At 47.9% G+C, this 12,940-nt stretch carries 12 protein-coding genes; 7 read left to right on the top strand and 5 right to left on the bottom strand.

Annotation, left to right across the window (positions count from 1 at the left end):
* The first annotated feature begins 318 nt into the window (after positions 1 to 318).
* Together ACINK7_RS11220 and ACINK7_RS11215 are read left to right on the top strand one after the other, a co-directional pair.
* Complete coding sequence (locus ACINK7_RS11220) at positions 319 to 1,110, top strand: GNAT family N-acetyltransferase (RefSeq protein ID WP_404355158.1); 792 nt, start codon at positions 319 to 321, stop codon at positions 1,108 to 1,110.
* Positions 1,082 to 1,894, top strand: a complete 813-nt coding sequence (locus tag ACINK7_RS11215) for a lysophospholipid acyltransferase family protein (RefSeq protein WP_404355156.1) — start codon at positions 1,082 to 1,084, stop codon at positions 1,892 to 1,894. The genes ACINK7_RS11220 and ACINK7_RS11215 overlap by 29 nt, the downstream gene beginning before the upstream one ends.
* Here ACINK7_RS11215 and pap read toward each other — a convergent pair.
* Positions 1,836 to 3,320, bottom strand: a complete 1,485-nt coding sequence (gene pap, locus ACINK7_RS11210; protein WP_404355154.1) for a polyphosphate:AMP phosphotransferase — start codon at positions 3,318 to 3,320, stop codon at positions 1,836 to 1,838. The genes ACINK7_RS11215 and pap overlap by 59 nt on opposite strands.
* Positions 3,321 to 3,732: 412 nt before the next feature.
* On the opposite strand from pap, the gene ACINK7_RS11205 reads away from it, so the two are divergent.
* From ACINK7_RS11205 to ACINK7_RS11185, 5 genes are all read left to right on the top strand, one after another.
* A complete protein-coding gene (locus ACINK7_RS11205; protein WP_404355153.1) occupies positions 3,733 to 4,236 on the top strand; it encodes a transcriptional repressor in 504 nt (167 codons plus the stop codon).
* A 20-nt stretch (positions 4,237 to 4,256) separates the two neighbouring features.
* A complete protein-coding gene (locus ACINK7_RS11200) occupies positions 4,257 to 5,360 on the top strand; it encodes an XdhC family protein (RefSeq protein WP_404355151.1) in 1,104 nt (367 codons plus the stop codon).
* Entirely contained in the window at positions 5,357 to 5,950 is a 594-nt protein-coding gene (locus ACINK7_RS11195) for an NTP transferase domain-containing protein (RefSeq protein ID WP_404355149.1), read from the top strand. Before ACINK7_RS11200 ends, ACINK7_RS11195 begins: the two co-directional genes overlap by 4 nt.
* A gap of 200 nt (positions 5,951 to 6,150) precedes the next feature.
* Positions 6,151 to 6,615 (top strand): (2Fe-2S)-binding protein, encoded by a 465-nt coding sequence (locus ACINK7_RS11190; protein WP_404355147.1) that lies wholly within the window; start codon positions 6,151 to 6,153, stop codon positions 6,613 to 6,615.
* Entirely contained in the window at positions 6,612 to 8,774 is a 2,163-nt protein-coding gene (locus tag ACINK7_RS11185; protein ID WP_404355145.1) for a molybdopterin cofactor-binding domain-containing protein, read from the top strand. The genes ACINK7_RS11190 and ACINK7_RS11185 overlap by 4 nt, the downstream gene beginning before the upstream one ends.
* A gap of 384 nt (positions 8,775 to 9,158) precedes the next feature.
* Here ACINK7_RS11185 and ACINK7_RS11180 read toward each other — a convergent pair whose 3' ends face one another.
* The 4 genes from ACINK7_RS11180 to ACINK7_RS11165 all read right to left on the bottom strand — a co-directional run bounded on the left by ACINK7_RS11180 (position 9,159) and on the right by ACINK7_RS11165 (position 12,882).
* On the bottom strand, positions 9,159 to 9,440 hold the full coding sequence (locus tag ACINK7_RS11180) for a DUF427 domain-containing protein (protein WP_404355144.1): 282 nt from the start codon (positions 9,438 to 9,440) through the stop codon (positions 9,159 to 9,161).
* 11 nt (positions 9,441 to 9,451) lie between these two features.
* Positions 9,452 to 10,441 carry an L-histidine N(alpha)-methyltransferase gene (gene egtD / locus ACINK7_RS11175; RefSeq protein ID WP_404355142.1) on the bottom strand — a complete coding sequence of 330 codons (990 nt, stop codon included), beginning with the start codon at positions 10,439 to 10,441 and terminating at the stop codon, positions 9,452 to 9,454.
* Complete coding sequence (gene egtB, locus ACINK7_RS11170; protein ID WP_404355140.1) at positions 10,438 to 11,715, bottom strand: ergothioneine biosynthesis protein EgtB; 1,278 nt, start codon at positions 11,713 to 11,715, stop codon at positions 10,438 to 10,440. The genes egtD and egtB overlap by 4 nt, the downstream gene beginning before the upstream one ends.
* A gap of 441 nt (positions 11,716 to 12,156) precedes the next feature.
* The gene (locus tag ACINK7_RS11165) at positions 12,157 to 12,882 is read right to left on the bottom strand and encodes a UPF0149 family protein (RefSeq protein ID WP_404355139.1); all 726 of its coding nucleotides are present in this window, start codon (positions 12,880 to 12,882) and stop codon (positions 12,157 to 12,159) included.
* Between the last annotated feature and the right edge of the window lie 58 nt (positions 12,883 to 12,940).

Raw genomic sequence — 12,940 nt, 5'->3', positions numbered from 1 at the left:
ACTTGTCAATCAAGCAACCGAAGCGGCTTGCTCTACATAAAAATAGTGAAGGTGTTTATGACAAATTCCTAAGCCAATGCTGAAATATGCGCGAAAAGTATCAATTATTTCATGGCTGTTGTGACTCAATGCCTAGCTGAACAAGCTACAAGCATTTTGATTTTAGCCAGCGTTTATTAGTGTGATCCGTGAAGCGATTGTTTGAGCCTTACTTGAACGAAGGATTCTTTTCTGTCACCAATTTTTCATCGAAACGACGCGAAATTGAAATATTACTTATTTATCTTATCGATAAATAAAGCATTTGCGGCCAACATTATGAAATTAATCGATACACAGATAAGGGTTAGTCCTGCACGACGACTGGATTGTTTTGTCACATACGATCAGGCTTTGATCGAACAAGCACAGCGACTGCGATATCAGGTTTTTGCCAAGGAAATGGGGGCGAGACTCAAAACCGACAAAGAAGGCTTAGACTATGACGAAATCGACCATTTTTGCGATCATTTGGTCGTGGTCGATACGACAAATGAGAAAATTGTAGGCTATACACGCTTGCTAAATCAAGAACAAGCCCTCAAATTGGGATATTTTTATTCGCAAAAAGAATTCAATCTGGATCGAGTGCTGACTTTACCTGGACGCTTTCTCGAAATAGGCCGTACCTGTGTCGACCCGAAATACCGGGGCAGCGTGGTATTAACCACCCTTTGGTCGGGGTTAGTAAAGTATGCTCAGTTAGGCCGTTACCATTATTTGATTGGGTGCGCGAGTATTTCGCCGGGACCGAGTGGTTATGCGGTCGATGCGGTCTATCGAGCGATCGATGCAAAAAACAAGGCGTCAGACGCGTTGGCGGTAGCCCCCTTAATCGAAGTACCGGAGCACTTACGTTGCGAACGCGACGAGTCTGGGATTCCGCCTTTGTTGAAAGCGTATTTACGCTTTGGTGTGCAAATTTGCGGCCGCCCGTTTTGGGACGAAGATTTTAACGTCATGGATTTGTTTATCTTGTTGCCATTGGAGCAATTGGAAGGCCGCTATTCGAAACATTATTTAAAATCCAATTACTTAACCAATGATAGCCACACTTCGCCAACTCTATAAATTAAAACTGATTGTTTTGCTGTTTTTATCCGGTTTCGTGATCGTTCTGAGCGTGTTTCCGATTATCAATCGGTCATGCCGGCCGATTCAAGCCCGGGAAAAGGTAAACCGGATCAAACTGGCTTGGCTCAAGGCCTTTAAGCGGATTTTAAACCTCGATGTCATTATCGAGGGACAGGCGGTGGATGGACCGGCGTTGGTTGTCAGTAATCATGTTTCATGGCTCGATATCATCGTGTTAGGGCAGCATTTGCCGGGATATTTTGTCGCCAAAAACGATATTCTCAATTGGCCCATCATCGGTTATTTGTCGAAAAAAGCTGGGACAATATTCGTTCGGCGAGGAGATAAGCAGGCGATTCATGCCGCGACCGAACAAATGAGCTGGTTGTTGATACAAAACAGCAAGGTATTCGTGTTTCCAGAAGGTACAACTTCGGACGGTTCAACCGTTTTACCGTTTCATCCATCACTGCTGCAACCGGCCTTATTGACCCATTCGGCAATTCAGCCGGTAGCGCTCCGTTATCAAGGTCAAGCTAAGGTCTTAGCGCCATTTATCGGCGACGACGATTTTATTCCGCATTTACTCAAAATGCTGAAACTCGGAAAGATAGAGGTCCGCATCAAAATATTGCCTGTTCTCGAAATGGCCGACAAAAGCCGGTCGACTTTAAGTCATGAGGCGTACACCGGCATCATTGAGGCGCTTCATACAGAACCGATTATTTCTCAGGTTCCAGCATCGCTTCCAGTTGCTCGCAAACGGTTTTCAAGATTTTGATGCGCGCATAGCGTTTGTCGTTCGCTTCGACCATTAGCCAAGGAGCGGCACGGGTGCTTGTTCTTGCTATCATTTCGTTGACCGCGATTTTATAATCATCCCATTTTTCCCGGTTACGGTAATCGTCCTCGGTGATTTTATGTTTTTTGTAACTGATTTGCTCGCGGGCTTTGAAACGCTCTAGTTGCTCGTCTTTATCGATGTGCAGCCAAAACTTCAGTAATAGAATGCCATGTTCGATCAATGCTTCCTCGAAATTAACAATTTCTGAGTAACTGCGCATCCATTCTTTTTCTTCGGCAAAGCCTTCCACGCGTTCGACCAAGACGCGGCCGTACCAGCTTCTGTCGTAAATGGTGACCTTGCCGGCTCTAGGGATATGTCGCCAGAATCGCCATAGATAATGATGCGCGGCTTCCTCGTCAGTCGGCGCGGCGGTTTGAATAACGCGGTAGCTTCTCGCGTCGATTGCCGATGTAATGCGCCGAATGGCTCCGCCCTTACCGGCGGCATCCCAGCCTTCGAATAGCAGGATTGTGGATTTTTTTTGCTCTCGTGCTATTCTGACTAATTTATGCAATTTAGCCTGGTAGTGCAGTAATTGATTGTTGTAGTCTTTTTTGTCGAGTTCGAGCGATAAGTCCAGCGTGTCGAGTAAGCTTTGTTGGTTAATATTGACGAAGGATAGGCCGTTTATGTTTTCCGATTTTCCATTGCGGCTTTCGATATGTTGACGAATTCTATGCAAAACATGCTGCCCGACTGTCAAGCTGCTGTAACGAATATCGGTCCCTTCGACAACTAGCCAAGGCGAGATTCCTGTGCTGGTTGTTGTCAATACATTTTCGGCGATTTCTACGAACTCGTCATACAGTTTCAAGTGCTTTTTATCTCGCTCGGTAACTTGCCAACTGGTTTCCGGATCTTTTTCAAGTTCTTTGAGACGTTTTTTTTGCGTTTCTTTTTTCAAATGCAGCCAACATTTAATGATTAGCGCGCCGTCGTCTATCAGTAACTGTTCCATTTCGTTGATGTGCTTGAGTTCCACCGATAATTGACTGTCGTCAATGTCTCCGTAGACTCGGTGCGATATCGGGTCGCTATACCAAGACCCGACATAGATGCCTATTCTTCCCTTAGGCGGCAGAGAACGCCAATAGCGCCAATATTTAGGACGCTCTTTTTCCTCATCGCTGGGTTCGTCGAAGGCGAAAGTTTCCATGTAGCGCGCATCCAGCCATTCGTTCAGTAAATTAATGACTTGACCTTTGCCGCCGCCGTCTACCCCGGAAATAAGAATAATGACAGGAAAGTCGCAAGCGCCGAGTTCTTGTTGCAGCAGCAACAACTGGGTTCTGAGTTCCGGAATTTGTTCGTTGTATTCTGATTTTTTTAGGGTATGCCCCAGCTCGGCAATTTCAAACATGGATGAGTCTCATATCGGAGTTAGATTTTTATATTATGCGCCAATCTAAGGAGTCGAGGCATTTTAGAACTACTATAGTTCATATCGATACTATCGTTAAAGCTTGTTCTCACCAGCAATTCCCAGTTTGAGCATTCTCACTGGATTTAGGGGGTGGGGTATCCCTGTCGAGGAACGCCGTGAACTCATTCATGGGGGCTTGACGGCAGCTAAGCGCCAAGGATGGCGTGTATTAGGGCAATGCAGGAGCAATTGCCGAGGAGCAAAAATCGGCCCCTGCTGCCGACATCCTCGCCAAGCATAGCCCACACCCTGTTTGATCCCCAAATTGGGAATTGCTGTTGTTCTCACTGCGGTGCCCCAAAGACTGGAATGATAATGTATAATTCCCCCAAAATATCGGAGTTAATTCATGTCTCAAACCGACGATTCAAAACAGGCCTGTGCCGACACCTTTAACCATGATCATAAAGCCTGTAAGCTGGAAGCCTTGGAGAAAGCGGAAAAACTATGTTTGGAAAGAGGGGCCCAATTGACACCGATACGCCATAAGGTTCTTGAGTTGATTTGGGACAGTCACGAGGCTGTTAAGGCTTATGATTTATTGGACCGCATCAAGCCGTTCAACGATTCGGCAAAACCGGCGACCGTTTATCGCGCGTTGGATTTTTTGATCGAACAGAAATTAATTCACCGCGTCGAAAGCATGAATGCATTTATCGGCTGCAATCATGTTGAAGGCAAGCACGATTTATTGCTGTTGATCTGCGAAGGTTGCCGGCAGATCGAAGAGAGGCCGGCGACACCGGTCATGGACAGTTTGGCGAATGAACTGAAGCAAGCAGGATTTACCGCACGACGTAAAACGCTTGAAATTCACGGCATCTGCAAGCATTGCGCCGATGGTGCAGCATAATAGCCGCTAGGATCGCTACCATGACTTGTAATCCCCACCATTTGATCAACGCTTATTGGCGATTACGGAATAACACGGAAAATGTTGTTTTGGCGACGATTATAGAAACCCTTGGTTCAACTTATCAAAAAGCCGGTGCCAGAATGCTGATTGCCGACAATGGCGAGTTAAACGGCCTGTTGGGAGGCGGTTGTTTTGAGCGAGATTTGGTCGAACAGGCACATACGGTTTTCGAAACCGAAAATCCTAAAACGCTATTCTACGATATGCGTTCTCCCGACGATGCGGTTTGGGGCCTGGGTTTGGGTTGCAATGGGGCAGTAAGGGTATTGTTGCAATTATTGAAAGCCGACAATGATTTTCACCCGCTGAACCGAATTGTAGAGGTATCCGAAAGTCATACGGCCGGTATTTTGGCGACCGTTTATGAATCCGAACATCCCGATTATTCAATCGGCAATAGTTTTTTTCTGGCTGAATTCGAATTAGACGACCTTAGCCAAAAGGGCAATACTCCCGTATCGATCACCGAGGCGGCCAAACAAACTTGGAGGCGGCGCAAACCCACTCTAGATACCTGTTTGATTGACCGTCATGCTGTTAAATTGTTTTTCGACTTAATTCGTCCAGAAGCGCAACTGCTGGTGCTGGGAGCAGGAGTCGATGCGATTCCGGTCGTGCAATTCGCCAAAGCACTCGGTTGGCGTGTCACGATCGTCGATCATCGGCCAGGTTATATTAAACCCGAACGATTTCCAAATATCGATGCTTTACTCCATTCGATGCCCGAAGATTTGCACGAGCGTTTGCCATTGGATCGATTCGATGCGCTCGTGTTGATGACTCATAGTATCGAATATGATGAACGCTATTTAAGAATCATAGCGGCTAGCCGAATCCCTTTCATTGGTTTGCTTGGCCCTGTTCACCGCAGAGATAGACTCCTCGATAGTTTAGGCGCGGACGCACCGAATATTGCCGCTAAGGTATTCGGTCCGGTCGGTTTGGACATCGGCGCCGAGACGCCCGAGGAAATTGCCTTGTCGATCATGGCCGGCATTCACGCCGCGTTGAAGGGACGAGATGGCGGACAACTCGGTATTAAAGATTGTCATCCCCAATGAGTCTTGATTTTGAGAATGTATATGCAGTAATTTTAGCCGCCGGCGCATCCCGCCGACTGGGTAGCCCTAAGCAACTCCTCGAGTGGCGCGGCCGAACCTTACTCGGCAATACAATCGAAAACGCTCGTTCATTACTGAATGAGCGTGTCATTGTGGTTCTGGGATCGCAAGCCGAGACGATACAAGAAAAGGTCGATTTGGGCGGGGTTGTCGCAGTTGTTAACCCGGACTGGCAAACAGGTATTGCTTCATCGATTCGAGCCGGCATCAACGCTCTGCCGACAAGCGCCGACGGGTTATTAATGTTATTATCCGATCAACCTTTAGTCGGTTACAGAGCGATGCAGAACTTATTGACACAGTGGCAAATGGAACCGTCTCGTATTGCCGCAAGTCAGTATCATGATACGGTCGGCGTTCCGGCGCTATTTCCGTCGGCTTTTTTCGGTGCGTTGCGCTCCCTCCGGGGCGACCGGGGCGCAAAGAGCCTGTTGTTGCAATTTGAAGAAAAACTTCTGAAAATTTCTTTACCCGAAGCGGAGCTCGATATCGATACCAAGGAAGATTTCGACCACCTAAGGATTTCGTGATAAATAACGTCCTGCAATTATGAGTTTTGTTGAGGGTTCGGTAACTCGCTTGGCAGGGCGCCGTGAATACGTCCATGTAGGCTTGACGGCGGCTTTCCCTGCCGCCGACACCTGTCAATCGAGCAACCGAACCCCCATAAAATAGTGAAGTTATTTACGACAAAATCCTAAGCGGCTATTACGATGCCGGGGAGTGAACGATGACGACCTTGATGATAAACGGTAAGCAATACGAGTTGGACGCCGAAGACGATATGCCCTTGCTTTGGGTTATCCGCGATATTGCCGGTTTAACCGGAACCAAATTCGGTTGCGGTATCGGGATGTGTGGCGCTTGTTCCATCCATCTCGATGGCGAGTTGGTACGATCCTGCATGATGCCGTTCGGTGCGGCCAAAGATAAAGCAATCACGACAATCGAAGGATTAGCGTCGGAAGAAGGGCTACATCCGTTGCAGCAAGCCTGGATAGACAAGGAAGTATCACAGTGCGGATACTGCCAACCCGGTCAAATCATGGCGGCTGCCGCTTTGCTGCGGGAGAACCCGAATCCGAGCGACGACGAAATTAAAGCCAAAATGACTAACTATTGCCGCTGCGGAACCTATTTGCAAATATTCGAAGCGGTCAAACAAGCGGCACAACTTCAAGGAGAACAGGCATGAGCATTTTATCGAATCTATCGATGACGCGCCGGCAATTTCTCGGGGCCGCCGCGGCCGGTGCCGGCGTATTCGTGTTAGGGATATCCTTGCCCGGTTGCGCCAAGGTTGACGAACAAGGCGAAGGCGTGATCAATGCCTTCATCGGAATCGATGAAAATGGCGTCGTGACTTTTCAAAATCCTTTCATCGAAATGGGGCAGGGGACCTACACCTCGATACCGGCCATCATGGCCGAAGAGCTGGATGCCGACATGGCGATGCTCAAGGTCGTGCAGGCACCGCATGGGCCGGAATACCGAATCATGTTCAACAATACGACGCGCTTTACCGGCGGCAGTTTCAGCGTACGTTCGTCTTATATGACCATGCGAAAAGCCGGTGCGACCGCTCGGGCGATGCTGATCGAAGCCGCCGCAGGCACCTGGAACGTAGCTCCCGGCGAATGTACGACAGAGCCGGGCGTCGTTATTCATCGCGAGAGCGGAAAAAAATTGACATACGGCGAATTGGCGCCCTTGGCGGCTAAACTGGATATACCCGCAGACGTGCCGTTAAAAGACGATGCCACTTTCCGGCTGATCGGTAAACCGGTCAAACGAACCGATAATCGGGTTAAAGCCACCGGAGAAGCCGAGTTCGGTATCGATATCAAGGCTGATGGACTGCTGTATGCCGCGGTCAAACAATCGCCGGTATTCGGCGGTTCGGTCCAATCCTACGACCAAGACGCAGTGCTCAAAATGCCAGGCGTCGTTGCGGTCGAGGAGATACCGAACGGTGTCGCCGTGATTGCCGATCAATATTGGCGAGCCAAAAAGGCTTTAGAACAATTACCGGTGACTTTCGATGAAGGCGATAATGCCGATTTCTCATCGAAATCGTATTTGGAAAAACTTAAAGCCGCGTTGAACGAATCGGGAGTCAGGGTCGAAGATATCGGCGATGCCGATAAGGCCTTGTCCGAAGCGGCTAAAACTATCGAAGCGGTCTATCATGCGCCTTTCCTTGCGCATCAAACGATGGAGCCGATGAATTGCACTGCGTTGGTCACGAAGGATCATTGCAAGGTTTGGGCGCCGAATCAAGGGGCCGATTTCGTCGCCAAAGTCGCAGCCGAAATCACCGGTCTGAAACTGGATGCAATCGAAGTAACCACCCCTTTCCTCGGCGGAGGTTTCGGACGGCGCTTCATCATGGATTACACGGCGCAGGCGGTAACGCTGGCCAAGAAACATCCGGGCAGACCGATCAAAGTTATTTGGACGCGCGAGGAAGACACGCAACACGACCATTACCGCCCGATGACCGCAGCGAAATACCGGGCTGGTTTCGACGCCCAAGGTAATCCGCTCGCGATTCAAATTACGACGGCGGGCGAGGGACCATCGGGCCGGCTCAATCCCGAGTTTCTGAAAGACCCTACTATCGACGAGAGCATCTTCGAAGGGGGCCCGCATCAACCCTATGGAATGCCGAATAAGCGCGCCGAGGTGGTCAATGTGCCGGTCAAGCCGTTGCCGATCGGCTACTGGCGATCGGTTGGGAATTCGCAGAACGCCTTCTTCAAAGAATCGTTCATCGATGAAATGGCCCATGCGGCAGGTGCCGACCCGGTCGAATTTCGGCGTAACTTGTTAACTGAACAACCGCGATTCAAAAAAGTGCTCGATACCGCCGTCGGCATGGCAAACTGGAAATCCGAGGCATGGCAAGACGAAAACGGTATCAAACATGCAATGGGCGTCGCATTGCATGAATCGTTCGGTAGTATCGTCGCGCAGGTGGCCGAAGTGGCGCTTGACGATGGTGAGATCCAGGTTGTCCGTGTCTGGTGTGCAGTCGATTGCGGTTTCGCGGTGAATCCGGCCATCGTTAAAATGCAAATGGAAAGCGGTATTGTTTACGGCTTGTCGGCAGCTTGGAGCGAGGAAATAACTCTCGAGAAAGGCCGCGTGATGCAAAGCAATTTTCACGACTATCCGATCTTGCGGCCTGATCAAATGCCCGATGTCGAAGTCGAAATTATCAACAGCGGCGAGCCGCTCGGCGGTATCGGAGAGCCCGGCACCCCGCCTATCGCCCCGGCGGTCTGTAATGCCCTGTTTAAGTTGACCGGGCAACGGGTAAGGAGTTTACCTCTTTCGCAATATACTTTTTGAACGCCGCAGGGGGCATACCCAAAAAGCAAAAACAGGTTCCGATAAAATAGTCGGCGTATCTTGAAGAGCGTTCTCCGCATTTTTTTATCGTTCCCACGCCGGAGCGCTCATCGTTATACATAAGTCAAAAATAACCCTTTTGCAACCTTAACCAATGAGACCTCGATACCATTTATTGTTACTTAACACTTTCGACCTTGAGGTCGCGACGAAGGCGTCGCGACTATCGAAGCCAGTAACGCTCAAATACCAATAGCCTTTCCGGACAACACAACCATTTAGCGCTCGGTCGCTACTTTTTGCACAATTAGATATATTTATACTTATGTATAAAGACGAGCGCCGGAGCGTGGGAACGATAGGGGGGGCGAATAATTACCTTTATTATTGAATAACTTCTACTCCTCGCCAGAAAGCGATGTGGTTTTTAATGTTTAACGCTTCCGGTTTTGGATCGGGATAGAACCATGCAGCATCGCGATTAATCGCATCGTCCACGAAGAGGTCGTAATAGCTTGCTTTACCTTTCCACGCACAAAAGGTGTGCGTGTTGCTTTCTCTAAGGAATTGGGCTTTAACCGAATCGGCAGGAAAATAATGATTTCCCTCGACCATTACTGTGTCATTGCTTTCGGCAACGATGACTTTGTTCCAGATGGCTTTCATGATTTTGCTCCCTATGGTATTAATTTTTCAGGCTTTGAAACGGCTTCAAGAAAGTAAATACTGAAAAGATGCTGGTCATCAGACCATATTTTGAGCAACCTAAAGCCGCTGGCATTAGCCAAGGTAATAAATTCATCAGGACTGTATTTGTAGGAATTCTCGGTATGAATGTATTCGCCGTTTATGAAACGGAAGTCTTGGCCTGAAATACTAACCTGCTGATCTTCGCTACTGACCAGGTGCATTTCAATACGACCTCGCTGATCGTTGTAATAAGCACGATGTTCGAAGCGGTCGAAGTCAAAGTTACCGTCCAGTTCATTATTGATACGGGTGAGCAGATTGAGATTGAATTCTGCGGTGATGCCGGCAGCATCGTTGTAGGCAGCATTCAAGACCGATGGATCCTTTTTGCGATCAAGTCCGACCAGCAAACCGCCGCCTTTGCCGGTTAGCCGGTGTATACCGGTCAGAAAATGCTGAACTTCTAGCGGGTCAAAATTACCCAAACTAGAACCCGGAATGAATACGACACGCCTCCCCTGCGGGATACCATGAGGTAATAGCATCTGTTGAGTAAAATCGAGGCAGGCTGGATAAATAGGTAACCAGGGATACTTATGACTTAAACCGCAGGCCGATTGCTTGAGAAACTCACGGGAAATATCCATTGGTACATAGGCGGAAGGAAGCAGGCTTTCCAGCAGTAATTGTACTTTCTCGCAACTACCGCTTCCGGGTTCGATCAATACCGATCCCGGCTCAATCAGACGACTCATTTCATCCGCGTATGTTTGTAGTAGGTCACGTTCAACATTAGGAATGTAATATTCCGGCTGTTCCAAAATCGCTTCAAATAATTGAGATCCGGTTTCATCATAAAAAAACTTGGGAGGTATTTGTTTCTGTGGGCGCGATAGACCTTTAAGCACTGCATCACGAAAGCTTTCCAGTTCAGGCTCGAAATCGTGGAAACTGATTTTTTGGCTTAGTAAGTTCATAAGTCGTCTGCTAAACGGATACCGGAAAATTGCCAGCGATCTTGTGGATAGAAAAAATTACGGTAAGTTGGGCGGATATGATCAACCGGTGTGACACAAGAACCACCTCGCAATACCCACTGGTTACACATGAATTTACCGTTGTATTCACCCATGCTGCCCTCTAGCGGTTTAAAGCCAGGATAAGCAAGATAGGGTGAGGCGGCCCATTCCCATAATGAGCCATAGAATTGACCTTCACCCGTTTGCGGATGAAAAATGCCGCCTTCACTGAAATGGCCTTTTACCGGTATTTCCAGCAATTTTGTTTCAATTTCAGCTTCCGATGGCAGTCGTTTTCCGGCCCAACGTGCATAAGCATCTGCTTCGTAATAACTGATATGTGCGACCGGCGCGGACGGATTCAGCGTCTCAAGTCCATAAAGGGTGAATTCAAGCCATAGGCCATCCTGGTTTTCCCAATAAAGCGGCGAGCTCCATTGGTTATTCTGGATATGGCTCCAGCCATCTGATAGCCATAATTCAGGTCTGGAGTAGCCTCTGTCTTCAATGAAGTCCAGAAATTCGCTGTTTGTTATCAGCCGAGAACTTAAACGGTGCGGTTCTAGCCAAACTTGGTGACAAGGCTTCTCGTTATCAAAGGTAAAGTCATCATTATTATCTGTTCCTATCTTTACCACGCCGCTTGGCCTTTGTTCCCAATCCAATTTTTCGGTCGTTTTAATAGTCGGTTGGGAGCGCTCCAGATAACGCGGTTTTAAGGGATTATTCCAAAAATTGTGCTTGATATCCATGAACAGCAATTCCTGGTGCTGCTGTTCGTGGTGTAAGCCCAGAGTTAAACGAAAAGCAGCTTGTTTCCACTGGGATTCGTCGAGGTTGTCTATAAAATCTACGATGCGCTTATCAATTTCAGAACGGTAATGAAACACTTGTTCAACCGTCGGACGTGACAATAAGCCGCGTTTCGCCCGGGCATGCATAGCGCCAACCGTTTGATAATAAGAGTTAAATAAATAACAGTATTGGGGGTTGATAGGGCGATATTCCGACTCGAATGCTTCCAATAGAAAGGTTTCAAAGAACCAGGTCACATGAGCTAAATGCCATTTTGGCGGACTAATCTCAATGCCGCTTTGAATTTGATAATCATCGGCCATTAACGGCGCACAAATTTGAAGACTGATATTCCGGACACGAATGTAGTCTGCGATTAATTTTTGCCGCGAAATTTCCGCTGTAGCCTGGTGATTTTTTTTTAATGAAGATGGCATTTGGAATCAGTTAATAGTGTAAGTAATTATACTCATCGTAGATCAAAATTCGGCACCGGGGGCCCGTCAAAGGACGCCGTGAATACATCCATGTAGGTTCTATGCCAGCATCCATGCTGGCAAAGCCTTTGCCGAGCACCCCGGCGCCTCCTTAGACACTGCCGAAATTTGAAGTGCGAAAGGTATACAAGCGATAAGAACAGACAACAGTCAAAGCCGTTACTTCATGAGCTAATGTACTGCTCGATCTTTTTTTGTCAACCAGCAGTGTATGCGACTGTTCTGTGGGAGCGATCCCCAGATCGCGATTTCGAAGCCACAAAGAAAAAGGGGTCAGGTTAGATTAATAATCTAACCTGACCCCTTTTAGACCCCTTTTGTGCCTCTTTTGGATGTTTTTTGCGAGTAGTTATAGGATTAACTCTGGCGGAAGATTCCGTTTCAAGACAAGCAACAATTCTTGAGTTTTTTGCCGCTGCCGCACGGACAAGGGGCGTTGCTGCTGATTTTCGGTTTAGAGGAGGGCTGCCCCAACGTTTTTTTCTCCTCTAATTCGGCTTCTATGTCATCGATGACATGCTGCAAGTTTTCAACCGAGAAGGGGAGCATTTCGAACAGTCGGGCAAATAGATGGTCATCGGTCGGTTCTATGCCTTCCTCGATGATTTGAGCTTTGGTTTGTTCGATATTCGGAAACTTCGAAAAATCGCGGGTGATCAACACTTCAAACAGGCGCGCGTTTCGTGCAATTTCGTCCCAATAAGCGTCGGCATTAGCGGTATCGCCATCATCGCCTAACCAAAACTCCTTGCAGAGCGCTAATCCGGTCCAAAAACCGATACACCACTGTTGGACCCAATCGAATTGTTTTCCTTTGAGATTTTCAATATCGAATGGAAACTTAAGTTGTCCTGAGACTCGTAATTGTACGTAAGCGTCGTATACATCGAATGCAGCCGACATTAGGTTTTCGATGTGCTTCAGCTCGAAATCGGGCGTACGATGGTAAAAAAGGGAGTTTTCCCATTGTTCGGGTAGGATCGATGGCGGTGTGATGGCCATTGCATAAAAAAATCCGTGCAGTTCGTAGAGATTGAAATGATCGGCTTCCGGTACGATGCCGTTTAATTCATCGATTAATTTAGCGAGTAACTTGGGTTTGATCATTTTGTATGATGCGGATTTTGAGCCGAATATCTTATGGACTTAGCCGGCCGAGTTTTGG

It is taken from the genome of Methylotuvimicrobium sp. KM1 (assembly GCF_044788715.1).
In the GTDB taxonomy this organism is placed as follows: domain Bacteria; phylum Pseudomonadota; class Gammaproteobacteria; order Methylococcales; family Methylomonadaceae; genus Methylotuvimicrobium.
The sequence above is the reverse complement of the archived record's forward strand: the minus strand, read 5'-3'. Positions and strand labels throughout refer to the sequence as shown.